Source organism: Nitrospirota bacterium (assembly GCA_016214845.1).
Classification (GTDB): Bacteria; Nitrospirota; Thermodesulfovibrionia; order UBA6902; family UBA6902; genus SURF-23.
The window spans coordinates 1-25,575 of the sequence record JACRMS010000021.1 but is presented as its reverse complement, the minus strand read 5'-3'; the positions used below and the strand labels follow the sequence as shown (position 1 = coordinate 25,575).

At 35.7% G+C, this 25,575-nt stretch carries 17 protein-coding genes; 15 read left to right on the top strand and 2 right to left on the bottom strand.

Annotated features, from left to right (window positions below; genetic code table 11):
- Window positions 1–109: 109 nt before the first annotated feature.
- From HZB61_06620 to HZB61_06570, 11 genes are all read left to right on the top strand, one after another.
- Window positions 110–1,459, top strand: coding sequence for an MBOAT family protein (locus tag HZB61_06620; protein MBI5056267.1), 1,350 nt, complete (start codon window positions 110–112; stop codon window positions 1,457–1,459).
- A complete protein-coding gene (locus HZB61_06615) occupies window positions 1,446–2,498 on the top strand; it encodes a DUF1574 family protein (protein MBI5056266.1) in 1,053 nt (350 codons plus the stop codon). The genes HZB61_06620 and HZB61_06615 overlap by 14 nt, the downstream gene beginning before the upstream one ends.
- Window positions 2,499–2,510: 12 nt before the next feature.
- Window positions 2,511–4,028 (top strand): glycosyltransferase family 39 protein, encoded by a 1,518-nt coding sequence (locus HZB61_06610; protein MBI5056265.1) that lies wholly within the window; start codon window positions 2,511–2,513, stop codon window positions 4,026–4,028.
- 118 nt (window positions 4,029–4,146) lie between these two features.
- On the top strand, window positions 4,147–5,778 hold the full coding sequence (locus HZB61_06605; protein MBI5056264.1) for a hypothetical protein: 1,632 nt from the start codon (window positions 4,147–4,149) through the stop codon (window positions 5,776–5,778).
- Window positions 5,779–6,113: 335 nt separating this feature from the next.
- Window positions 6,114–7,511, top strand: coding sequence for a hypothetical protein (locus HZB61_06600; protein ID MBI5056263.1), 1,398 nt, complete (start codon window positions 6,114–6,116; stop codon window positions 7,509–7,511).
- Window positions 7,512–7,631: 120 nt separating this feature from the next.
- The gene (locus tag HZB61_06595) at window positions 7,632–8,867 is read left to right on the top strand and encodes an SGNH/GDSL hydrolase family protein (GenBank protein ID MBI5056262.1); all 1,236 of its coding nucleotides are present in this window, start codon (window positions 7,632–7,634) and stop codon (window positions 8,865–8,867) included.
- 2 nt (window positions 8,868–8,869) lie between these two features.
- Complete coding sequence (locus tag HZB61_06590) at window positions 8,870–10,399, top strand: glycosyltransferase family 39 protein (GenBank protein MBI5056261.1); 1,530 nt, start codon at window positions 8,870–8,872, stop codon at window positions 10,397–10,399.
- 197 nt (window positions 10,400–10,596) lie between these two features.
- Window positions 10,597–11,805 (top strand): hypothetical protein, encoded by a 1,209-nt coding sequence (locus HZB61_06585; protein ID MBI5056260.1) that lies wholly within the window; start codon window positions 10,597–10,599, stop codon window positions 11,803–11,805.
- Between the two features lie 142 nt (window positions 11,806–11,947).
- On the top strand, window positions 11,948–13,159 hold the full coding sequence (locus tag HZB61_06580) for an SGNH/GDSL hydrolase family protein (protein ID MBI5056259.1): 1,212 nt from the start codon (window positions 11,948–11,950) through the stop codon (window positions 13,157–13,159).
- Between the two features lie 179 nt (window positions 13,160–13,338).
- The gene (locus HZB61_06575) at window positions 13,339–14,922 is read left to right on the top strand and encodes a hypothetical protein (protein ID MBI5056258.1); all 1,584 of its coding nucleotides are present in this window, start codon (window positions 13,339–13,341) and stop codon (window positions 14,920–14,922) included.
- 304 nt (window positions 14,923–15,226) lie between these two features.
- The gene (locus HZB61_06570) at window positions 15,227–16,696 is read left to right on the top strand and encodes a glycosyltransferase family 39 protein (GenBank protein ID MBI5056257.1); all 1,470 of its coding nucleotides are present in this window, start codon (window positions 15,227–15,229) and stop codon (window positions 16,694–16,696) included.
- Here the strand turns inward: HZB61_06570 and HZB61_06565 are convergent.
- Both HZB61_06565 and HZB61_06560 read right to left on the bottom strand, forming a co-directional pair.
- On the bottom strand, window positions 16,661–17,872 hold the full coding sequence (locus HZB61_06565) for an SGNH/GDSL hydrolase family protein (GenBank protein ID MBI5056256.1): 1,212 nt from the start codon (window positions 17,870–17,872) through the stop codon (window positions 16,661–16,663). The genes HZB61_06570 and HZB61_06565 overlap by 36 nt on opposite strands.
- A 39-nt stretch (window positions 17,873–17,911) precedes the next feature.
- The gene (locus HZB61_06560; protein ID MBI5056255.1) at window positions 17,912–18,961 is read right to left on the bottom strand and encodes a DUF5009 domain-containing protein; all 1,050 of its coding nucleotides are present in this window, start codon (window positions 18,959–18,961) and stop codon (window positions 17,912–17,914) included.
- A 348-nt stretch (window positions 18,962–19,309) separates the two neighbouring features.
- On the opposite strand from HZB61_06560, the gene HZB61_06555 reads away from it, so the two are divergent.
- The 4 genes from HZB61_06555 (at window position 19,310) to HZB61_06540 (ending at window position 25,314) form a co-directional block, all read left to right on the top strand.
- On the top strand, window positions 19,310–20,995 hold the full coding sequence (locus tag HZB61_06555; protein MBI5056254.1) for a hypothetical protein: 1,686 nt from the start codon (window positions 19,310–19,312) through the stop codon (window positions 20,993–20,995).
- A 169-nt stretch (window positions 20,996–21,164) separates the two neighbouring features.
- Entirely contained in the window at window positions 21,165–22,754 is a 1,590-nt protein-coding gene (locus tag HZB61_06550; protein MBI5056253.1) for a hypothetical protein, read from the top strand.
- Between the two features lie 74 nt (window positions 22,755–22,828).
- Window positions 22,829–24,253 carry an MBOAT family protein gene (locus HZB61_06545; GenBank protein ID MBI5056252.1) on the top strand — a complete coding sequence of 475 codons (1,425 nt, stop codon included), beginning with the start codon at window positions 22,829–22,831 and terminating at the stop codon, window positions 24,251–24,253.
- 8 nt (window positions 24,254–24,261) lie between these two features.
- Window positions 24,262–25,314, top strand: coding sequence for a hypothetical protein (locus HZB61_06540; GenBank protein ID MBI5056251.1), 1,053 nt, complete (start codon window positions 24,262–24,264; stop codon window positions 25,312–25,314).
- Window positions 25,315–25,575 lie beyond the last annotated feature (261 nt).

Sequence of the window (25,575 nt, the reverse complement as noted above, 5' to 3'; positions counted from 1 at the left end):
AGAATTTACAGCGTTTAATTATATGATATTTAATTCCATACAGTTTGCCGGATTTTTTCTGGCAGTTTACGTTTTATATCTTTTGCTTAACCATAGGTGGCAAAACAGAATGCTGCTATTGGCAAGCTACTTATTTTATGCAACATGGGACTGGAGATTTTTGTCATTAGTTTTAACATCGACGATTCTTGACTATTTTTGCGGAATTAAGATAGACGAAGCGCATGACAATAAGAAGAAAAAACTATTTTTAATTTTCAGCGTAGCAAGCAATCTGTCTATTTTAGGGATATTTAAATATTTTAATTTCTTTACTTATAATCTTCAGGTCCTGTTCAATCTTTTAGGTTTTTCTTTCGAGCCCTATATCTTCAATATAGTTCTTCCTATGGGGATATCGTATTACACGTTCAAGACAATGAGTTACACAATAGACATCTATTGGGGACGGATGAGACCCGTTAGGAATTTTCTGGATTATGCCCTTTTTGTGTCATTTTTCCCCGCCCTGTTATCCGGGCCTATTGACACGGCAAATAAATTTCTCCCCCAGATACTTATTCCAAGAAAATTGACCTTGGATAAATTCTATGAAGGCTGCTATCTTATATTCTGGGGATTATTTCAAAAACTTTTTATTGCTGATAATCTGGCTAAGTTCGTTGATCCTGTTTTTGCTGCAGATCCACCATATCATGGCGCTGCAGTTTTACTGGCTGTGTATGCATATCTATTTCAACTTTATTGTGATTTCGGAGGCTATTCCAGCATAGCAATCGGGCTTGGAAAAGTCATGGGGTTTGATATGATGATCAATTTTAACCTGCCTTATTTTGCTGAAAATATCGCAGACTTCTGGCAGCGTTGGCATATAAGTTTAAGTAAATGGGTAAGGGATTATCTTTATACTCCGTTGTTTGCCGGTTTGGGAAAACTGAAAGGAAAAACGAGGTTATCTATGACCATGGTGACCACAATGACTTTGCTGGGGCTATGGCATGCGGCTGCCTGGAACTTCATATTTTACGGAGTGTACCACGGAATTTTGCTGGTAATTTATTATCTGTTAGTTCAGCCAAAACTCAGGACCCTTATAAATCCTAAAAATAAATTTTCTCAAAGCGTCTGGAAGGTCGTGAGAATAATATTTATGTTCCATATAACAGTAATCGGGTTTTTGATCTTCAGGTCTCAATCGGCATCTCAGATATACAATATGTTTCACAGCCTGATCTTTAATTTTAAAATAGCGGATATTGCATTAGATAAGGTATTAGTAATCATGTCTTTCGCATCTATTTTAATTGTCGTTGAAATTGTGCAATATGTTAAGAACAATTCCCTGATCATATTTAAATGGAACCCGGTAGTGAGGGCGGTATTCTATATCGTGTGTGTCTATTTGATATTGTTTTTTGGTGTTGAAGGCGGTAAGGAGTTTATTTATGCCCAATTCTAAAAAATACCCAACTGCTTTTGTGATCGCCATTTTGTTTATATTCATTTTCGAATGCGCCAATGCTTACTTTGATAACTACTTTTACTCTCCCCAGTATGAAGGTGGAATTGGAACGCCATTTGAGGGCTTAAGGCTTAAACTAAAGAATGAAATATCGCAATCAAAGGAATTCAATTTTGATGTTCTCATTATTGGAGATTCTCACAGTCATGTCTGTTTTAAGCCCACAATAATAGAGAGTAAGACCGGGCTTTCCTGCTTTAATTTTGCAACATTCGGGGCACAGTCCGTCATGGCCTCTTTCTGGATCCTCGATAATTATCTTAAGACACATACGAAAAAACCGAAATACCTGATTATCGGGTTTGACCCGTTTTATATTTTCTCACTGAAAAAGCATTATATGGAGATAACATCCCTCACAGCTTTGGCTGACTTCAAAACAGGTAATGTAGGGAAGTTTATTGACGAATTCGGCATCTCTAAAGGAATAAAATTTATATTGCCGTCATTGAAACATCAGGGCCGTTTCAGGAAATTTATAAAAAATCCCTTAGCCTTCGAAATACCAAGCAAGACACAGCTTCAAGACTTCATTGCTCAGGTTTACAGGGATAAAGGATATTATCCGGAAAGAGCTGATGAATCTTTCCCCCCAGACGCTGAATTGAACGGCTTCAGACATCTCTTAACATACACTGACCTTAATAAATTTTCTGTGTCTCCTTTCTCTGAGAAATATTTCAGAAAGATATTAGAACTTGCTGCAGGTAATAAGATAAAAATCATATATCATATGCAGCCTATGCCGCCATATCTTTCCGAAGTTGTAAATAAATATCCTTATTACGGTCAATATATTAATTTTGTAGATTCATTGAAGAAAGAGTATCCCGATTTCTATGTTGTAAATACTCAGGATATCCTCAATGAAAGTGCGATGTACTTAGACGCGTACCATTTAAATGGAAAAGGCACTTTTATTCAAAGTGAATTCTTGGCCCAGAAGATAAATGAATTGGAATTAAAAAAGGATTAGTATTGAAGCGGAATGAAAAAAACGTATTCAGAATGGATAAGTAATTTTTTACGCTACGTCCTGCTGGCGGGCGCACTTCTCTATGTTGTTATCTATTTTTTTTTAGTTTTTTCCCGAATTCAATATCCATTTGAATTAATGTGGCAGGAAGGGGCTTCTGTCGATCATGTTAAAAGGATCGTTGATGGATATAAATACTATGTAAGCCCTTCATTGGAGTTTGTTCCTTCTATCTATACCCCTCTTTATTTTTATATATCAGCGTTTGTGTCCAAACTGACCGGGATCGGCTTCATGCCGCTTCGTCTGGTCTCCTTCCTTTCCTCAATCGGATCATTCGTCATTATTTATTTGATCGTGAAAAGTGAGACAGGGAGAACTTTTCCCGCTTTGCTGGCATTATGCCTGTTTGCCGCCTCATATAAATTGAGCGGCGCATGGTTAGACATTGGCCGCCCGGATTCACTTTTCCTGTTTTTTTGTTTATCGTCTCTGTATATTCTCAAGTTCGGTAAATCGGCAAGCGCGTATATTTTATCCGGCGTGCTGATGGCGCTTTCTTTTTATACAAAGCAAACAGCGCTTGCCATTTCTTTACCCGTTACACTATGTGTCCTTCTCACAAATAGACGCTGTGCAGTTTATTTTATAACTACCCTGGCTGTTTTCATCGGGTTAGGCAGCATATTCTTAAATTACAAGTATGATGGCTGGTTTAATTTCTATGTCTTTGAACTGCCGAGAACGACCCCGATATTCACGAGATATCTCGCAAGCTTTTGGACAAAGGACATTATATCGCCGTTTTTTGCGGCATTAGCTGTAGCGAGTGTTTACCTTTTGACCGAGAGCAGAAAAACAGATAGAAAGACTTTTATCTTTTACTGCCTGGTTGCGACAGGAATGCTTTTGGCATCATGGTATTCCCGTTTACGCGGAGGCGGTTATTTTAATGTAATGTTTCCCGCCTATGCGACCGTCTCTGTTTTGTTTGGTCTTGGAGTGAATCAATTATTTGAAACCAGCAAGGCCTTATCTTCAGTTAAGCTAAATATAGCTCATTCCGTAATCTACTTGATTTGCATATTTCAATTCGGTTCCCTTATCTATAATCCCTTTAGTCAGATCCCCACAGAAATGGATTTGGAGGCAGGGAAGTTGTTTATAGAAAAAATGGCGCAAATAGACGGTGAGGTCTACAGCCCGTTTCATGGTTATCTTCCTATCTTGGCAGGCAAGAAAAGCTATGCAAATCAGATGGGAATGAGAGACGTTCTAACTACATGGAGTAAGAAACACTCCCAAATAAAAGCAAGACTTATTGATGAAATAAAAGAGGCCGTGAGAGAAAAAAAATTTTCAGCTATTATTATTGATTCATTTGAGCCATGGTACCCATATGATATGGACAAGTATTATGTTAAGAGAGAACGTATTTTTGATGACGAAAAGGTTTTTATTCCTGTAACTGGCACTGAAACGAGGCCCGAATATATTTATGTGCCACTGGACAATGCTTCAATAAATTAACAGTCGAACTTTGTTTGAGAAACTAAAGATATCGAGCAAGATCAATATGAAAAAACATTTTTTGCCGCTTCTATAAGATTCTATAAAGAAACGGAGTTAATAAAGGAAATTATTGATAATGTATGGAAGTAAATCAAAAAATATAAATTCTTTTTGGTATGCAATTCCTTCGGTAGCTTTTTTTATTTTTATCTACTTATTCATATATAGCGTACAGGGAATAATTAACCTGGACGACTCTTATATTTTTTACAGATATGCCGAGAACTGGGCAAATGGTTATGGGCCTGTATTTAACATCGGTGAATATGTTGAGGGATATTCAAGCCTTCTATGGACGGTAATCTTGGCTCTTGGCAGTTTCTTTTCCTTCAACCTTATCAGCTTGGCTCCCATTCTGAATTTATTCATAGGTATTGCATGTCTTTTCATGATGAATTATATTTGTGGATTAGTTTCGTTCTCCAAACCCCTCATAACAAGAACTGTGCTTTTATTAGCGTATATTCTGTCTTATGGAGTTTATTTGTATGGTGTTTCGGGGATGGATACTTTACTGTTTTCATTAGTATTATTGTTTTCGGTAATCTCTTTTTATAAGAGCAAGAGTACGAATAATTATTTTATAATCATCCCGTCTTTGTTCCTTCTGAATGTTACAAGAGCTGAGGGGCCGCTTTATGCAATCATACTGCTTGGCATTTTCATTTATTTTGTTTTTTTGGAAGAGAAAAAAATTCCTAAACAATTGTTTGCGGTCACGCTCATATTTATCGGCCTGACGGTCCTTGTTTTTTCTGCCAGGTATATTGTTTATAAGGAAATTCTACCGGCAACAGTTCAAGCCAAGGGATTTGCGACATATTCTATAAAGAAATTTCTTTTTACCGGAGACGCTAAGGCGTTGAAGGATTTTATCTGGGTAATAAGCAGCGGGTTTAAATATGAAGCTCCTCTCCTTTATTTAGGAGCATGGATTCCATATATTCTGCTTTTTATAAATAAAGACAAAAAAGACTCTCTTCTCTGGCTAATTGCCTTTCTCATAGCCGCAGATGCTTTTGTTTCGATCTGGGCAGGCGGTGATATTTTTTTATTTCATCGTCACTTGATACCCATATTACCTTTATTGCTCATTTTTGTAGGATGGTCTGTGGATTTATTAATGTGCAGGTATTGGAAGGATTCAATACGGAAGAAAGTTGCTTTGACATTTACCTTATCTGTAATGATATTCTTGTGGATAGGTTTCTTTCTCAAACCAATAGAGCTTATAAAGAAACACGGCTTCAAACAAGACTTATATCTTCAACAATTCGGCATCCTATTGCGAAATATGCCTGTGCAAACCACATTGCTTACCGACCGGGCCGGTATAATGCCTTATTATGCCGGTGTTCATGTTTATGTAAGAGATTTGTTTGGGCTCATGGACATTCATAATGCGAAATATGGAGATACTTTCTGCACACCGGAAGCTGGCGGAGTATGCGGAAGAACAGATTATAATTATTCTTTCTCCGCCCCCTTTGATGTTTTTATCTTCAATGCGATAAATATCAACAAGAGGTTCGTTGCCTTTTGCAAAGATCATCCAACAATTTGTCGAAAATATAGATACTTCAAAAATGATGATTGGAGAAGCAACAGATTATATGTCATCGCAGATATTAACCATCCTGTCTCAAAGGCGCTTCAAGAAAACTTTAATGCTGTTCCAATACCTATTGATGAACACTTTAACGAGTAGAATACCTTGTGATTAGAGAGTTTTTGTAAGTTTATTGCATATGCGATCTTTTTTGCTTATAAGACAAAAAGCTGTATTTGTGGTTACTAAAAGATTTTAGAACGGCCTGACGTTTATGGAATTCCCTCCTGAATTACCCCAAGAGCAATAATATGTTACGAATGAAACGTATATACTTAGTTCTTCTAATAATCGGGATGACCGGGATAGCGGGTGCTGTCATAATCACTCCCGAATTTCTCGTTCATTATTTAACGCATCATCCGCTTTCAGATGAAAGAAGTGCGACTCTTCACAACTTAAGGTGGTTTTCTTTTCTCATCGGATGTCTTTTGATGTTAATCGGCATTGTAATCTCCAAATTTCCAGAATATACAAAGGACCTTATAAGTCGTCCTGCCGGTACAATGCTTGTATTAATTGCAGGCTGGATAATGGCGGCTTTTATTAATTTTATGATGAAAACAGCAGGGCTGAACACCGGAACTCCGGATATTTTCCCTTTTTCTGAATTTTATGGTCCAAGGGTTCATTTCTTCGGCCTGCCATACACTATATTATTTTTAGCTGTTTTTTTGATATCGTTAAAATATAGCGAGCGATTCAATGTGCTGGAAGTGTGGATAACCGGCCTGATGCTGGTTGTGTTGGGGAATCTTGCACAAGGTGGTGTAGAAGAAGCTTTTTACAGCCCCTTTGATGCACCTTTCTACTATCAGGGGATCCCGTATTACCAGCAATATTTCCACGAGGCAATTAAAATTACTGATTGGAAGGAATGGCTTAGCAGTTTTAATATACAGCAGCCCCACTTGCTGCATCATACAAGGACACACCCGCCCTTCGCGATATTGCTCCATTATTTCATTCTTAAAATCTCAAATAACAGCCTTCCGGTTTTAGCATGTTCTTTTGTTTTCTTGTCAAGTCTGTCGGTAATATTAATTTTTCAAATTATGAGAGAGCTTGGTCTATCAAGACGGAATGCTGTTCAATTCGCTTTTCTGTTCTCTGTTATTCCAGCATATAATATTTACAGTGCGGTAAGTTTAGACGGGGTTATTGCCACCATGGGCGCGATGTTCCTTTTAGGGTTAATTATGATTATGAAGCGCGGGTTTTCCATAACAGGGTTAACGCTGTTTGCATCTGGCATAGTGTTTGCCAATTTATTAACTTTTCTCGCGTTATTTTTGGTGGCAGCGGCTGGTTTGGTTGCATTAAGAGAAGTCTTAATAAATAAAAATTGTAGAGTTTTCTTGGTCTTATTTATAAGTTTGATAATAATGTTATGCATTCAGTTCTTATTGAAACATTTTTGTGAATACAGCCATGTACAGGCTTTTATGACAGCTGCAAGCCTTGAGCCCAAAAGCATATTCAACTATCCTCTAAAGTATTTTATGACACGGTTAGAGAATATAACTATGCTTGCTGTATTTTTATCATTTGGCATTGCCGCAGTATTGTTTCGTCCGTCATTCTTGAATTTGCGGGTATTTGATCTGCGTAATGATGTCATTTCAATGTTTTTTGCTGGCATTATTCCGATACTTCTTTTCTTCCTGATCGGAGGTTTATATACAGGGGAAGGAGCAAGAATATTATTATTTATGTATCCTTTCTTTCTGCTGCCGTTAAGCAATATTGAGGAGCCTTTGCTCATCTTTCTTATTAAAGCAGCCGGCACGCAAACCATTATTATGCAAACATTCGGAGGATACTTCTGGTGATAATTTTTAAACTGGTTGTTTTATAATAAACTTTAGGCATGAGGAAGTTAATCAATGACAAATAGCAAAAATATATTTTTCTCTGTTGTTAGTTTTATAGTGCTTTTTAGCATATTATTTATGTTTGGAGAAATTGCCGTGCGGGTAACAAGACCGCAAAAAACGTATTCGGAGTTTCTGGAACTCGTCAGTGATATGTGGGCACCTTCGGACTTTAATAAGGTTGAATTAAAAAAAAATTACACAGGAAAGTATCCGTCGAACGAATTTCCAGGTAAATATGTAACGGTTAAAACTAATAATCTTGGATTAAGGGATGATCAAGAAGTCACTTATGATAAGCCGAAAGACAAGAAAAGAATTTTAATAATAGGTGATTCTTATACATTTGGTTTATTTGTGGAAAGTGGGGATGCATATCCCTCCATATTAAAGCAATTATTAAAGGAAGATGGATCAAAATATGAAGTAATTAACGCAGGATTTCCAGGATATAATGCTGATGAAGAATATGTATGGTTAAGAAATGAAGGAATAAAGTTCAAGCCTGATATTATAATTTTAGGTTTTTATATCGGAAATGATCTGAATATAAACAGGAATAACTGGATACTTGATAGCAGCGGATTGCCACTGAAGTTAGATACGGGTAAAAAACTCGGAACATACGTGGACCAATATGGCAGAAGGAGGGAAAATGATGATTTTGTAATGGCTACAGAAACAGTCGGTTACGAATATGTTTATAAAATACCTGTGCTGAGGGAAAGTCAATTTTTCATCGCATTAGGAAAGTTAACTGAAAAAGTTTATAAATATTTTTACGGTAAGATAAACCCATCCAAGACTTATAAAATCCCGCCTGGATATTCAGTCGCGATGTTTCCTCAAATCTTTGGCGATGATGTATATCGTTTTAGGCAGAAGTATAATGCATATTATGAAATTATGGATCAACATGTTCCGCCCCTTGGCGAGCGGGAAAAGTATTTCAGAGATCTTGTTTTGGGAATGAATAAAATAGCTAAGGACATCAATAGTGAGTTCATCGTCTTAATGATACCGACTAATTTCCAAGTTGACCCGGATTATTTTCTGCCCTTTTATTTTAAAGAACTGGATGAAAACAAAGAAATCCTGAATGGTACTTTTGGCATAAGGCGAGATTTCTTCAGAGAATTATCTGAGTATTTGGAGAGTAATAACATCAGATATATTAATTTATTGAATGAGATGAAGAAACATCCTGAAGACAGATATTTCCCCAAAAATGGTGAAATGCATTTTAATATAAAGGGCCATGAATTTACCGCAAATATTATTTATAACTATTTGCACGACAATAATAATCTATAACTATGAAAAATTATTTTCTTGATCAGATACCCAAGTTCCTTAAATGGGTTTTGCTGGCAGGCGCAGTGTCATATGCCGCACTCTACCTGATTGTAGTTTTTTTCCGCATAAGGTATCCTTTTGAATTAATATGGCTGGAAGGAGCTTATGTAGATCATGTAAACAGGATACTCTCTGGTTATAAATATTATGTTAAGCCGTCCATCGAATTTGTTCCATCTATATATACCCCGTTATTTTTCTACTTGTCAGCTTTATTATCCAGGATTATTGGCATTGGTTTCTTGCCTCTTAGATTGATATCCTTCACTTCATCTTTGGGGTCTTTTTTGATTATTTATCTAATGGTTAAACGGGAGTCCGGCGACAAATATTCCGGCCTTATTGCTTCCTGTCTGTTTTACGCAACATTTTATCTGACAGGGTCGCACTTCGACATCGGCAGGGTAGACTCGCTATTTCTGTTCCTCTTATTAACATCATTATATATAGTTAGATTTAATGAATCGGAAAAATACTACTTTATTGCTGGGGCAGTAATTTCTCTTGCGTTTCTGACTAAACAAACAGCCTTGGTCATTTCGTTACCAATTATGGTCTATTGTATTTTTTTTAATAAACGCTTAGCGCTGTCTTTCATAGCTCCCATTGTTCTGATAGTTGGATTTGGGAGTTTTTTCCTGAATTATTATTATGACGGGTGGTTTAATTTTTATGTTTTTGAACTCCCAAGGACAACGCCCGTCGATAATAAAGTTCTGCTTTCTTTTTGGCCAAAAGATATTATTATGCCTGTGGGCATAGCATTTTCTATAGGTATATTTTACTTGTTTTCTTTGTTAACTGAATCAAAGAGAAAGATTTTCTTCTTTTATTTTTTAGCGTTATTGGGAACTGTTACAGCATCATGGTATTCACGTTATCGGATAGGGTTTACCAATGTATTGTTTCCGACTTATGCTTTTATATCTATTCTATTTGGATTAGGACTAAATAAGTTGTTGGAAATAAGTCAGACGATATCTTTTGATAAAAGAAGTTTAATGAAAACCCTAATATATCTTGTTTGTATAGTACAGTTTTGTTCAGCCAGTCTTGTTTATAATCCCTTAACTCAAATCCCCACAAGCAGAGATTTAGAAGCAGGAAAAGAGCTTATAAAACAACTATCACAGATAAAAGGAGAAATCTTTGTCTTTAATCATGGATATATTTCAGTGCTTGCAGGCAAGAAAAGTTATGCAAATATAATGGGAGCTAGAGATGTATACTTTACAACGAATGAAAAGCATGCAGATATTAAAGCACAGATGCTTGATGACATTGAGAAAACAATGAGAGAAAGAAAGTTCGGAGCGGTTATTCTTGATTCCGTTGAAACTTGTGGCTTACCCGGTTTTAGAAAATATTATACTTTGAGTGAGAAGATATTTAAGGATGAAGAGGTTTTTTTCCCTGTGACAGGGACCAGGACGAGACCGGACCTTATTTATACTCCAAACAATTATAATTCTTCAAAGATCAATCATTGAATACACCAGTTCTTAGTGAATATTAATAATTTCTTAATATTGACGGTCAGTTGTGCCTATAAGAAAATATAGCACTGTTTTTTAAGTTGAAATCTATGATCTTGAATTTGCAGTACTTTAACTTCCGGGTTTTTTTATTAAATTCAGAACGATACCTTTGTTTTTCAATAATTCCTTGCTTGAAGTAAGAGACGAAGATGAATATAAGAAACGAAAATTTCTTTGAAAAAAATCCTAAGGCAACAATTATTGTTGCAATAATTTTAGTTATTATGTCTCTTGACGTTACATCTGCGAATGTATACAAGGTTATTTTCGGGTATCCTTTTTATCAACGAGCAGAGAAAGAGGCGGAACGTATTGAGAAAACTTGCAGGACTAAATCGGGCATTTATCACCATGATCTCAAGAAAAAAATTTCGGTAAAGAACGCGATTTGGGGAAACAGAAGATATTCAATTTTAACTGATTCGTTAGGCTTTAGAAATAAAGATGCAATTGATACGCCCTTGAAATCTAATAATCACAGAATCGTTTTTATTGGAGATTCGTTTACTGAAGGACTCGGGGTAGAGTATCAAAATACATTTGCAGGAGTAATTTCAAATGATTTATCACATCAAGGTATTGAAGTTCTAAATGCTGGCGTATGTTCATACTGTCCCAGTCTCTATTGGAAAAAGATAAAATATCTTATTGAGGATGTCGGCTTGAAATTTGATGAATTGATTGTGTTCATTGATATCTCAGATATCGGAGACGAAATTTCCTACTCCAAATCATCCGAACAAAATACCGCAATAGATAAAGAACATAAAAGAACTGATGAGGATAAAAATGGTGAAAAGCAATTAGTTAAAAATATTATAAGGAATAATTCTTTGATAGTATATTTTATTTTAAGTGAAATATATGATTTTATTTTGCCTTCTCTTGATACTACACAAAAACAGCAACATTATGAAAACAAATATGGCCTCCATAAGCAGAGAAGCCTGTGGACGGTAGACGCTGACACGTTCAGGGAATATGGAAAAGGCGGATTAGACATTGCTGCTTTTTATATGGATTCGTTAGATAACTTGTTAAGGCAGCATAAAATTAAATTGACTATTGCCATTTATCCATGGCCGGATCAAATAGTAAATAATGATTTGGACTCAATTCAAGTGATTTTCTGGAAAGATTGGGCAAAAAAAAGAAGCGTTGGTTTTCTGAATTATTTTCCTTGTTTTATAAAGTTGGATAATAGAGAAAGCGATAATATTTTACTTTTAGAAAAAATGTTTATTCAGGGAGATGTGCACTGGAATGAGGCAGGGCATAAATTAATCGCCGAAAACTTTTTGTCATACTATCGGAATAATTCAAAAGAAAGCATTGAGATTTGCACTAAAGTAAAATAAAATATCTAACTTGAATAAATTGAATTTATAAAATATCTTGTTGTGTTATCTTACGTTCAATTTGATGTACTTTCTGAATAAAATATCGTTTGATAATCAGATGGTATGTATAATAGTCTATTAGGGTGGTACTTTATTAATAATGAACGGTAAAGCAGAAAGCAATTTCTTTTTGAGACATCCTAAAAAAACCGTTTTATTTTTTGTCGTAATTAGTTGTTTTGTTTTAGATGTTACAATCGCAAAAACATATAAGATAATCTTTGGATATCCGTGGTACGAAAGAAACATTCAGAATAAAATAGCTGCGGAGAAATCTTTCAGAATTTACTCGGAAATATATCATCATGACCTGGCAAAGAATAAGTCGGTTGATAATGCTAGTTGGGGCAACATAACTTACCGCGTTTTTACGGATTCACTTGGCTTCAAGAATGGATCTGCCAAGAAAATATCTATTAATTCTGAAAGCAAACGGATATTATTTATTGGTGATTCGTTTACAGAAGGTAATGGAATAGAATATCCAAACACATTCGTTGGGTTGATCTCTACCGAACTATCAAAAAAAGGAATTGAGGTTCTTAACGCAGGAGTTGCTTCATACAGCCCTATTATTTATTGGAGAAAAACCAAATATTTACTTGAAGAAGTCGGATTAAAGTTTGATGAGTTAGTTGTTTTTATTGACTTTGGTGATGCAGGCAATGAACTATCATATAAATTAGGGAATGATGGTAATATCAAAGGGGAACCCGATAATAGAATCGATTCAATGCCCAAAGAAGCAAATATGACATTAGGTAGTTTAATTAAAAATAATAGTATTTTCCTGTTTTATATGAAAAATAAAGTCAAAAGCTTATTATCCTCCGCCACGGATGAAGAAAAAAGATTATCTCCCCCGAAGCCGGCATTTCTATTAGAAAACAGCGTAAATGGGGAGAGCGGTTTAAGCATGTATTATCGCCATGGATATGCTAATGGCCTGAGAAGTATGGAAAAATATATGAATATGCTGTATGACTTGTTGGAGAAGCGTAATATAAAAATGACCATTGCAATTTATCCATGGCCTGACCAAGTATTAAGTAATGATTTAAATAATATCCATGTCTCTTTCTGGAAAGATTGGTCTTTAAAGCATAATGTAAAATTTCTTAATTATTTCCCTTACTTTATAAGATCAAATAACAGTGAGAAAGAGAATCAGCTTACTGTAGCAAAATATTTTATCCCTGGCGATATACACTGGAATGAGGAAGGGCATAGATTATTGTCAAGCATCTTCTTATCGTCTTATGTTACAAACGATGCGGCTCATCATATTAATTTAATTCATCAGAAACCATGAGAACATAGAAAGTGTTTTTTTTCAGCGTTTTTTTCAGCTTATTCTCATTCGTTATGCAGCGTTCCTTGCTTACGAAAGTTTTCAGAAACATTCTATTTTCTTTTATCCATTAATCATCAACTTTTTGTCTGACAGTTGATAGCGTACAATTATTAAAATTAAATTAGGAAATTTTTCTGATGACAGAAGATAGGGATATCAAAAAAGAAATTTATTCTTCCTTGGCGATCTTCATCATGTCGCTTTTCTATTATCTTGGCTATGCCCAATATGGTGTTATAGAAGGTGATTGGGGGATGATAGCGGTAGGTGCTGAAAAGTTTTTAAAGGGAGAAGTTTTCTACAGGGATTTCAGCATACTCTATACGCCTGGGATATACATTTATACTGCTATGTTCTTCAAACTGTTCGGGGTGTCACTTTCATCTGCCATGGTTGGATGGAGTATTCTGCGTGCATTAAACTGTCTTATTATTTATTTGATTGGTACCGAATTTGTTTCACGCAGGATAGCTTGTATTTTGCCATTACTGCTTTGGTTTGTTCCAGGGGTCTTACACAAAAGCTTTTTTGTTTTTTTTCTGCTTCTGGACATTTTTATTCTTATAAAAATGGTTTCATCAAAAAGCAGGATATTTTATTTTATTTGTGGAATAGCGTCAATTGTCACATTGGTATTTAGAGTTGATTTGTTCGGTTTTTTTCTTATAGCGGCTGTCATTGTGGAATTTTTGAAATCTATATCACTGGAAGGCAAGATAATTGATTCATCCAAGATAATGATGAGTCCAACAAATTTCTTTTACCTTAGCTATGGTGTCATAGCTGGATTTATTCCATTGATGTTATATCTCTTTTCAAACTCTGCTCTAAATGAAGCATATCGACAAACTTTTGGGTATTCTGCTGCCATGAAAAGCTTATACTTTGATCTTCCCCCTGTAAGTCAAATATTTTCATTGAATTTGATAGCGATTCAAAAATATATCGGAGCATTTTTACCGTTCGTCCTGTATTTATTTGTTTTCATAAGTATAGTTCTCATTATAATAAAAAGGGAGGGCTGGCATTTTAATGCAAAAGATAAAAAGCTTTTAATTGTCCTTTTATTTGGGTGCATGAGTTTAAATCAGGTTGTTATGTATCCCGGGGTTGGCCGCATAGGCATGATTTTGTCTCCTGTATTAATCATTGACGTATACCTCATTGCAAGGTATTTCAACAATAAAAGTAGCTATCTTAAAAAACTTCGAATGATGCACTTAGCATCACTCGGTGGATTAAATTTCATACTTGTACCTTTTATTCTTTTTAGCTGTATTATCCCTGATGTATTTATAAATGGTTCTTTTTTCATAAGATTTACAAACCCTGTTTATATGTCTGATTCCAGATTGCATGTTTATACTACAAATAAGTATGCTGATAACTTTCATAAGATAACGGATGTTATAAAAGATTTGACAAAGGAAAATGAATATATATTTACTTTTCCGGGCTCTTACCAGCTTTACCTTTTTGTAACAGGTCGTCAGCCTCTTGAAAAGTTCGCCTTTATCGGGGAGTACCTGAAATCGGAAGAAAGACAGAGAGAGGTAATAAGACTGATAGAAGAAAAAAACGTAAGAGTTATAATTGCGGAGTTAACGTTAGAAATGCAAAAACGTAAAACATGGGCGCCTGTATTAAATGAGTATATAATGGAACACTACGAAATCAGGCAAACAATCGGCTCTTTTTCACTTCTTGTAAGAAACGAGTAAGATTTTAGATTACCTCATAATAATCTATATCCAGCACTCTTTAATTATTTTGGCTCATAGGACTTAATGCTAATTAACCAGCAAGCTTATTTTATGAGCGCATTCTTTTTCAGGTAATCGTCCTTAGATTTTATTTTGCTGGCATTATCAGTTATTGATAATTATAATTTGCTTGCCTATAATTAATAGGTCATTTCCAAAAATATTATTGCAATAACGATACCTTTTTATGCATCCTTTCTCTAATGTATTAATATCTTTTTCTTCTTTCAAAGATGAAATGATCCAGAATTTCAAGGATGAAATGAAAGAAGGAGATAGAGTACATATATACAGTCTCCTTGCTATCATTCTTATAGCGGCTGCTATCAGGATATATCTCGTCTTTTTTAAAATTATGGAATACGATGAGGGTGTAAGCACTTCCATGTTTATCTTGAATCCGTTAAGTTATGGGCTTACAAATTATCCTATTGCAAACAATCACATTTTTCATACACTCTTAGCCCATATATCGTATAGGATATTTGGCATACAGCCTTGGGCGATTCGTCTGCCTGCGCTTATAGCGGGAATACTTTTAGTTCCGGCTTCTTATTTATTCGTCCGCAGTTTTTACAACAAGTATGCCGCTCTTTTAACAGCAGCATTTGTTGCAACTTCCGACCCTCTTATCTATTTTTCCATTGCTGCACGAGGATACAGTTTGCTGGTTCTTTTTTTCCTGCTTATTATTGTAATTGCAGCATACTTAAAGCAAAATGATAATTTGTTTTTATGGCTGTTATTTGCGATTATTTCTGCCCTTGGTTTTTATACGATCCCGATCATGCTGTATCCATATGGAATAGTAATAATTTGGTTGTTACTGTCAGGTATATTGAAAGATACAAAGTTAAATCAGAGGACATTATTAATAAATTTATTTATTTCTGTAATTATTACTTTTGTTCTAACTTCTATTTTATATTCTCCTGTAATTATTGTCTCTGGATTAAAGTCACTGATATTCACTTATAATGCTGTTCCAAAAGATTGGTCAATTTTTATATCAAAACTTCCACCGATTATTGTTTCTACCTGGAAAGAGTGGAACGAAGGGATACCTTTTCTTATAAGCTTCCTTTTGGTAAGTGGGTTCTTTATTTCATTGTTTTTCCACAGCCGACTGAGCGTACATCGTATACCGATAATAGCATCAGTTCTCTGGCTCATTCCTGTGTTATTAATTCAACGTGTAATTCCTTTTACAAGAGTCTGGCTGTTTTTGCTGCCGCTATATTTAGGATTAGCTTCTTCCGGTATATACTATTTTCTGGCAAGATTTATAGAGCCGAAATACAGGAATATCAGGTCGGTAGTGCTTAGTATATTGTCTATTATTCTTGTATTGTCACTGGGATTGAGTGAAGTTCAGGCAAGAAAAGAAGCGTATTATGAAAGAAAAGGGACACTAAAGGACCCTGATTATACGGCTATTTTTCTAAAGAACAATATCGTACCAGGGGACAGGGTTTTGTTTATTGGTGATTGGCTGGATTTTAATTTTGATTATTACTTTGCGCTACATAAGCTGCCTGCGATGCCAGATCCAAAGTCAGCCAGGCGCTTATTTGTATATGTAAATCACAAGGCAAAAGACACGGTGGAGGTAGTTTTGAATTCTGAAGGATTATCGGTGGTAAATTACAGCACCCCAAAGATACTTCTACATGACAAATATGCAACTATTTATGAATTAATAAAGCTGACCTCTAACGCCCTCGGTCAATGAATCCCTTACTTTTTTCATATAGTCTCTTTCTAAAGGAGACAACGTTAAGTTTTGTAATTCATTGAATTCGTCCTTTACAATAAAAAAGAAACCTTCTAAATCATTATCAAGCACTTGCAAGATTATAATATCCGGTTCCATATACTTTGCTTTTTCCAATAATAATGAGGCCTCGCCTGTAATTGAAAATCCGCCAACTCCGGCATTTATAATTTCCTTATCCTTATATCTTCTGTCTAACAGGTTCGGATATGCATCGCGGCTTGCTAAATGAGGACCATAGGTATAAGAATCTCCCAGGATTAATATCCTTTGCTGTTTTTTGGGAGAGGTGAGATCGTAATCAATTCTAAGACCTTGTTTATTTGTTCTAAAATGAAATGGCATATCCGGTATGATTTCATAAGTTTCATTCAGATTGGGTCTATAATACCCGAGTATCTCGGGCCGGTTCTGAAAAGTTACATCGCTTCGATAAGTGTCGTAAAATTTATCAATATACGCAGCGATTTCTTTTTCAACAACCTGATTTCCAAACCTTGACAAATGAATATCTTCCGGCAGCAGGGTCACCCAGTTATCTGGATATTTCGTAATTTCTTCGGTTAAGTCTAAGTAATCAACATTATATTTCCGGGTTAATTCATTATAAAATTTACGGTTAACTTCTCTGCGATTCTTGCTGAACTTTTCAAAATCTTTAATATTTAAGTCATCAGTGTATTTACTATACATAGGGGGATAGAGCACTATCAGCTTAGAATGTATTTTATGCGCTTCATTAACTAAGGCTTTAAAACTGTCTTCGTATTGCTTTTCATATTCTTTTAATAAATCTGTTCCTTCTTCTGAATATAACCTGAGCACCAAATTGTATTTTACGTATTTAAATCCTCTTTTCTTAATAATGTCTGTAAAACCCATATCTTCAACTACTTTTTTCATTTTAATATCTTCTTTGGACTTTATATCATTGACTTTTGATATTGAAAGATCGGTTATCTTATTCCTGATTTTCTCAATACCGTAGAATACTCCCAGCTTATATTCACTTTTCTGCTGGAAGTAGACAATGCGTGCAGACAGCTCCAATACAAGGAGTAGTAAAATAAGCGGTACGAAAAAGTTGATTGCACTGTATAACAAATATTTCGATTTCGATTTTTTTTCACTCATTCCATTATCTCCTTTTTGACTGTGTGTTGAGATATTTGGCTAAATCTTAATAAAAATTCTTTTGCGGTACAAAATTGCCGCGAATCCCATCCAGAGTAAAACATAAGATATTGAATAAACGAGCGATGCGTTGACAGGGCTGGCCCAGGAAGAAAAGAGTTTCTCGAAAATATAATCCTTCAATTTTATCGCGGAACCATCAGATTGGGTTAGTGTCCACACATGTGTAAGCTGCTCAAAGATACTGGAAAGTACATACACTACAATAGCATTTTTACCGTAAACTATAAAAGGCAGCCCCCATCTTAGGGAACCTTTCACCTCAATAAGCCAGTAGCATGCACAAAGGGAAATTGAGGCAAAACCTGCTGTAAAGATAACAAACGAAGGACTCCAAAGGTTTTTATTAATTGGGAACCATGCATCCATAACCAATCCTGCCAGCAATCCAGCAATGCCGGAACTCAAAAGTAAAGTTATTTTTTTCATATGGCCCCATGATGAGCATAACAAGTGACCCGCCAGGACGCCGGCTATTGTCGTAGCGATAGCTGGGACAGTACTAAGTAATCCTTCAGGGTCCCATGTAGGTTCTAACATATGACCGCGCATAAGGAGGTTATCGATATAAGCAGCTAAATTCCCCGCAGAAGTGAGGACACCGGCTCCATAACCGGGAACTGGAACAAATTTCATAAGCACCCAGTAAAAAGTTAATAGAAAAACCGCAGTAATTGCCTGTCCTTTTATTTTTAAATTTAGAACTATGAGCGATGAAAAGAAATAACACAAAGCAATACGCTGGAGAACACCCGGAATACGAATATCTGAAATAGAAAAAAAAGGGAAACTGTTGATGAAGAGTCCGAGTCCGAAGAGAATTATAGTACGTCTTATTATATTGAGCAGGGGTTTTCTATTGTTTTCTTCCCCCCCTGAACGCTTGGACAGGGATAATGGTATGGCCACTCCGACAATAAACAAAAAGAAGGGGAAAACAAGGTCAGCAAGCGACCACTTATCCCACTTTGCATGTCTCAGATGATAATAAATATTGTGGGGGCTGCCCTGGTTATTTACAAGAATCATTCCGGCAATAGTGATGCCCCGAAAAACGTCCACAGAAGATAAACGCTTAGGGACTGACGGTTCTTCACTTGTGCGATGCAATAATAAGACCCCGTTTTGATAATATTTTAAGCGTGTGATAAAATTCTGCTGCTATTAATGGAAATATACAAAATTCTTCATCATCGACTTGTCACTGCCATAATAATAATCTCAATTGTCTTGATTACCCTTCTAACTTATAGTTACATACTTGATTATTTTTTTACAACTACTGATTCCTTGACGTTAATTGAGACAAGCCGGATTCAATCAGCTCATGATTTTATCAAGGTCCTTACCGAACCGCTAATGAGCAACACTAAATTTGTGGAATTAGCAAAATATTATCGACCTGTGGCAACATTATCTTATAGCCTGGATTATTTTATATGGGGACTAAATCCCTTCGGTTATCACTTGACCGATCTGATCACACACATATTAGTCTCTATTCTTGTTTTTTTCCTGATACGGTTTTTGACAAAGGGTGAACAATTTAAGGCGTGGCTGGCTGCTGTTATTTTCACTACCCATCCTATTCTTGTTGAAGTCGTTCCGGGAATCGCCAGAAGGCAAGACACTATAGCAACGTTATTTATCATTCTTTCCTTCTTTTTATTTTTAAAATATCTTCACTCTATATCAGACAGGAAGATGTTCTTGTTTGCCTCTATGCTTTCCTATACAATAGCGCTTGGAAGCAAGGAGATAGCAATTATATTTTTACCTTTGGTTTTTGCCTATTTGATGATTTTTTCTTTAAATAAATCATTGCAGAGCAGGTTAGTTCATACAATAAAAAAATGCGTACCTTTTTTTCTTCTGACTTTTATATACCTTCTCTGGCGGACTTATGTCTTGCATGGTTTAGGAGGACACCATACATTATTTAATCAATCAGCTGGAATGTCTAAGACAATCCTGACAATCTTCAAGATAATTGCAACTTATGTCTCGGATTTACTGTATCCCTTGGATTTCCTGATCTTCAACTCGTTATTCAATATACTCAGATATAGAGTTTCTTCTCTAATCGCCCTGTTATTTCTATTTTGTTTTCTGTTGTCCTATAAAAAGAGAATATTCGGGACAGAGAATCATAACTGTAAGGGAGTAATCAAGGCCGTTAAAATATCGTTTGCGATACTGGCAATATTATCATTAACCATAATATCAGCTTCCCCCGTCATTGCCCCCTACACTAAGCACCTCATGAACGAAGATTATCTTCTTGGAAAACTAAATCTACTCACCGGTGCCATTGAAGGCAGCTATATTTTACCTTTCGAGAATAATGGGGAGTTTATTTTAAGGCTTTTGTTTTCCACTTTGTTTATTCTTTCCTTAATTTGTTTAATGATAGCCCATCAGCGTAATAATCTGAGCAGCTTCCTTATTAACTCAGCACATGGCAGGCTCACAGGGTTTTGCTTAATCTGGTTATTGCTTACTCTTGGTATTTATTCATCAACTCTGACATTTACCCATCCTAATATTTATAGTTCTGTGATTCCTTTCAGCGCTATCCTGTCTGTTGTTTTTGTCGGGAACCTTCAATCGATGATTCAAAAGGCCGGAAAGAAAGAACTGAACAGTCTCTCTAAGGCGGTAAGTTCTGTGATAATAGCAAGCATGTTAATTTCTTTTTTTATATATTCTCCCCTTGTGAAGAAATATAGAGAGTGGGAAATTGCATCTAATTTATATGTAATGTTTTTTGATAAGCTTTCCAGCATAGTAGAGAAGCTGCCTGATAATGCTACCATATATGTATATAATCTCCCACAGGCTATTTCTTCTCCAAAGGACAAAATTCCAAGGGTACATACTGTTTCTTATTTAAATGATTATCCTATTAAGTCATGGTTAAACTTAAAATATCCCAATAATAATATAGAGATCGTTGCTATCAATCGGGGCGGGGCTTATACAAATATATCGGAATTAAAAGTCGAAACGGAAGCGGATAAAAGTGTTGTGAAGATTACCGTGCTTGGTGAAAGAATCAATTAATGGCGACGTTTAAAACAATCATGAAGCAATTGTTTACTGTGATTAAAGGGTCAGGGTTATTACTCTTATGAATGGAGCAGGAAAGGGAACGCAACGATCGATACGTTTTGGAATTATGTGTAACGGGACTAAGCTCTCGGCATGGGAAGCACAGTGTTTGGAAAAATTGATGAAGATGGAGAATGTTGAACTGGGACTGCTGATAATAGATGATGATCACGGGGCCAGTTTAATAAAATGGAGCAAATTGAAAAAATTGACAAAAATCTGGAGCCTATACAGTTTCTTTTTTGTTAACAGGCGATCAAATGCTTTAAAATCTGTTGATCTTTCCGCTGCCCTGTCGCATGTGCCTGCCATACATTGCAGGGTAATAAGAAAGGGCAAATTTTCTCAATATTTCAACGAATCTGATATTTCTCAGGTAAAGAGGCATGACCTGGATTTTATTCTGAGGTTTGGTTTCAATATTATCCGCGGCGGAATTTTGCATGCTGCCCGTTATGGTGTCTGGTCGTTTCATCATGATGACGAAGCAAACTACCGTGGCGCCCCTCCATGTTTCTGGGAAATTTACAAAGACGATAATGTAACCGGGGCAATGTTACAGAGACTTACTGACAGATTAGACGGAGGCATTGTGCTCAAAAAAGGTTTTTTCAAAACGATTAAGACTTCGTATGTCGATAACCTTGATGAAGCGCTGTTCAGGAGTACGGGATGGCCTGCCCAAATATGTATAGATATATATAACGGCAAGGCTGACTATCTTGAAGCCGAACCCTCCAAGACGTCGGCCCAAATATATTATGCCCCCAGTAATATACAGATGGTTTTGTTTTTCCTGAAGACCATAAAATATTTTTTTCGCAGGTTTTATAACTTCATTTGCTATTACGAACAATGGAACATCGGAATTGCAGATAATTCAATAAGCGATTTTATCCGGCAGGAATCAGGACTTCACGTCCGCTGGCTGCCGGCTCCCTCCAAAAATTTATTTTTTGCAGACCCCTTTGCTGTATGCCGCGGCAACGTGATGACTATTCTTTTTGAAGAATACAACTATAGATATTCCAAGGGTTGCATTTCCATGATAAATATAAACGGAGATTCTGATTCTCATCCTCAGATAGTAATCGATGCTCCTTTTCATATGTCGTATCCGTATTTACTGGAATATAAAAATGAGGTCTACTGTATCCCGGAGATAGCGCAAAGCGGTGAGGTTGCCCTATATAAAGCTCTGCAGTTTCCTGAAAGATGGATAAAGGCTGTTACTCTTATTCCGAATTTTGCTGCAATCGACAGCACTGTATTTTATCATGAAAATTTCTGGTGGCTTATGGCTTCGGATAAAGAAATAAATGAATATGATAATCTTTGCATATGGTATGCTGAAGCCCTCACGGGGCCATGGAGGCCGCATGCGGCTAATCCGGTAAAAGTTGATATTAGGTCAGCCCGTCCGGCAGGTACCCCTTTTGTTATTGAAGGTAACTTATACCGTCCATCTCAGGATAATTCCGAGTACTATGGCAAACGCATTATAATTAACAGGGTCCTTGAACTCACTCCCTATGAATATAAAGAGGAACAGATAAAAGTTCTTGAACCCTTCAGAAGCGGTCCATATCCGGATGGCTTACATACAATCTCCTCTGTTGGCAACAAAACCGTGATCGACGGCAAAAAGCACGCATTCGTCGGCACAAATTTCACAATTTTAAAATACAAAATTAAAGAAATGCTATTATAAAAATGCAGAAAATAGAAAAGATCAGTTTTTTAAAAAAATACTATAATTAAAAATAATCGTGCTCGATATACAGAATGTACGAATCATTTTCTTCTTTAACAGCCCTCCAACAAATATCTTTTAATTCTTACGGGTTCATTTTTTTATTCCTTCCTGTTACTCTGACGCTTTATTTTTATCTGAATTATAAGAGATTATTGCTTGCAGGGAAGGTGTGGATTCTGTTAGCTAATTTATTATTTTATTCCCTGTGGAATATTTACTATGTGCCGCTGATTCTCTTCTCAGTATTTCTTAACTATCGGGTCGGGATTGCTCTGTCAAATGAAGGCAATAATAGAAAAAATAGAAAATTATTGTTGTTGTTTGGTATCGTTACGAATATCGCCCTGCTCGGTTATTTTAAATATGCCGACTTTATAATTTCAAATATTAACGTTTTTTTCGGTGCACGTCTTGACTTGCTGCAGATAGCATTGCCGATGGGAATCAGTTTTTTTACTTTTACTCAAATTGCTTATTTAGTTGACGCTTACAGAGGAGAAGTAACCGAAAGAAGCTTTCTTGATTTTACTGTTTTTATAACTTTTTTTCCTCGTCTTCTGGCCGGACCTATCATACATCATAGAGAAATGCTGCCGCAATTTAATAACTTGAGGGCAAAGCTTTTAGATTATAAGCATATTTCATCAGGGATTTTTTTGTTCTCAATAGGGTTGGTTAAAAAAGTTATATTAGCTGATACATTTGCCACATATGCGAATCCAGGTTTTGATAGTTCGGTGCAGTTGCCTTTTTTCTATGCCTGGATTACCAGCTTAAGCTATACACTGCAAATTTATTTTGATTTCTCCGGGTATACTGATATGGCTTTGGGAATTGCAATGATGTTTAATATTCGATTGCCTTTTAATTTTAATTCTCCCTACCAGGCCATCAACATTCAGGATTTTTGGAGAAGGTGGCATATCACGTTAACAAGTTTCTTGAGGGACCAAATATATATCCCTTTAGGGGGTAACAGGACCAGTAATTTTAGGACTTATATTAACTTCATCACGGTTTTTCTGATTGGTGGTCTCTGGCATGGAGCAAGCTGGATGTTTGTAATATGGGGAGCTATGCATGGGATTGCAATGACCGTACATAGAATCTGGCAGAAAGCAGGCTTTGAGATTAATAGGGTATTGGCCTGGTTAATTACTTTTATCTTCATTAACTATACATGGGTTTTTTTCAGAGCAAACAAGTGGGAAGATGCCGTGAGGGTCTTAAAGGGAATGACCGGAATGAGCGGATTTGAAAAAGTAAGCATGGACAATAAATTTTTTTTCCTGGTGGTTGTCTCAATAATAGTTTTATGTTCTTCAAAAAATTCTAATGAATTGGTGATAAGTTACAAACCTAATTTTCGTACTCAAATTATTGTGTCTTTTCTGCTGATACTCGGGATAATTCATTTATCTAAATCATCTACATTTGTTTACGTCAATTTTTAGGATGAAATATGGGGCCTTATAAAAAGAACCTGCTAAATATATTTCTAATAACCTGCTTAATGTTTATTGCCATAAATCTAATAAATTTTATTGTTGATCCTTTTCAACATTTTCGCAAGGCGGGTTTTTACAGGGTTTCTTATGATAATGATAAAGCAAGATATATAATCGGCGGACTTATTAAAAACTATGAATACGACTGTATCGTGACCGGGACCTCGATGGTTCAGAATATTGTAAAAAATGAAGTCGATTCAATTTTAAAGACGGATTCTCTGAAAGTACCTTTGGCCGGCGGAACTGCTCATGAGTTTAACCTGTTAATGAGTTATGCAATCAAGCAAAAAAAGGCAAAGACTATTATTTATGGATTAGACATATTTTCATTTTCCGGCACACCATCGAAATTTCACAGAGTTTCAAATTTTCCGGTTTACTTGTATGAGGACGGATTGATTGATGATTTCAAGTATTTATCGGATATCAGAAATCTATTGTATCAAAGTGCAAGAATACTGTACGCAAACAGTACCGGGAGTCGCAGTACGGATTTAAACGAAGCGTTTTCCTGGCATGCAAACCTTGAGTTTTCAAAAAAACAAGTACTTAAAGAGTGGGAATCAAGAAAAGAAAACTTCAATACGGATTATAAATCTGAAAATTATAAATTTGATACTTTAAAGAAAAGCTTTGACTTTAATCTTCTATCTCTTGTTCAGAACAATCCGAAAATGCACTTCATTGTTTTTTTCCCCCCTTATTCAATCTTAGCCTGGAAAGACATTGAAGAAAAAGGGTGGCTTGAAGATGCGTTCATGTTTAAGAAGTACATTTTTGAATCAACTAAGGAACTTAAGAATATTAAAATATACGACTTTCAATCTGAAAAAGATATCACTCATAGTTTGGATAGTTATACGGATCTTACTCACTATTCTCATTCTATTAATAGTTTTATTATTCAATCTCTTACAAATGATAAGTATTTACTTACTGATTCTAATATTGACTTTTATTTAAACAATCTCCGCAATCAGGTAAATAAATATAAAGTAGAATAATTATAGATTTTGATTGGTGTCAAGGATTTTTCGGATAGTGTCAAGAATTATTCGCACTTTCTCTGATGACCTGAATCTGATTTCATGTCGCCTTCAGTATGGTCTATTTACAAATTACAAGATAGTGTCAAGAATCTTTCGCACTTTCTCTGATGACCTGAATCTGATTTCATGTTTTCAAGCTGCTTCTGATTCCCTTACCAATTCCTCAATACGGTCCATTTTCAAATATTGCTGTATTCCCCATTTTGTTCCAGCGAT

What these genes read in the sequence shown, in the direction of transcription:
- HZB61_06600 (MBI5056263.1), top strand. Translation starts at nt 6,114, where the DNA reads ATGTTAATCGGCATTGTAATCTCCAAATTTCCAGAATATACAAAGGAC.
- HZB61_06545 (MBI5056252.1), top strand. Translation starts at nt 22,829, where the DNA reads ATGTACGAATCATTTTCTTCTTTAACAGCCCTCCAACAAATATCTTTT.
- HZB61_06560 (MBI5056255.1), bottom strand. Translation starts at nt 18,961, where the DNA reads ATGATTCTTGTAAATAACCAGGGCAGCCCCCACAATATTTATTATCAT.
- HZB61_06615 (MBI5056266.1), top strand. Translation starts at nt 1,446, where the DNA reads ATGCCCAATTCTAAAAAATACCCAACTGCTTTTGTGATCGCCATTTTG.
- HZB61_06590 (MBI5056261.1), top strand. Translation starts at nt 8,870, where the DNA reads ATGAAAAATTATTTTCTTGATCAGATACCCAAGTTCCTTAAATGGGTT.
- HZB61_06570 (MBI5056257.1), top strand. Translation starts at nt 15,227, where the DNA reads ATGAAAGAAGGAGATAGAGTACATATATACAGTCTCCTTGCTATCATT.
- HZB61_06550 (MBI5056253.1), top strand. Translation starts at nt 21,165, where the DNA reads ATGAAGATGGAGAATGTTGAACTGGGACTGCTGATAATAGATGATGAT.
- HZB61_06565 (MBI5056256.1), bottom strand. Translation starts at nt 17,872, where the DNA reads ATGAGTGAAAAAAAATCGAAATCGAAATATTTGTTATACAGTGCAATC.
- HZB61_06605 (MBI5056264.1), top strand. Translation starts at nt 4,147, where the DNA reads ATGTATGGAAGTAAATCAAAAAATATAAATTCTTTTTGGTATGCAATT.
- HZB61_06620 (MBI5056267.1), top strand. Translation starts at nt 110, where the DNA reads ATGCTGCTATTGGCAAGCTACTTATTTTATGCAACATGGGACTGGAGA.
- HZB61_06540 (MBI5056251.1), top strand. Translation starts at nt 24,262, where the DNA reads ATGGGGCCTTATAAAAAGAACCTGCTAAATATATTTCTAATAACCTGC.
- HZB61_06580 (MBI5056259.1), top strand. Translation starts at nt 11,948, where the DNA reads ATGAACGGTAAAGCAGAAAGCAATTTCTTTTTGAGACATCCTAAAAAA.
- HZB61_06595 (MBI5056262.1), top strand. Translation starts at nt 7,632, where the DNA reads ATGTTTGGAGAAATTGCCGTGCGGGTAACAAGACCGCAAAAAACGTAT.
- HZB61_06610 (MBI5056265.1), top strand. Translation starts at nt 2,511, where the DNA reads ATGAAAAAAACGTATTCAGAATGGATAAGTAATTTTTTACGCTACGTC.
- HZB61_06575 (MBI5056258.1), top strand. Translation starts at nt 13,339, where the DNA reads ATGACAGAAGATAGGGATATCAAAAAAGAAATTTATTCTTCCTTGGCG.
- HZB61_06585 (MBI5056260.1), top strand. Translation starts at nt 10,597, where the DNA reads ATGAATATAAGAAACGAAAATTTCTTTGAAAAAAATCCTAAGGCAACA.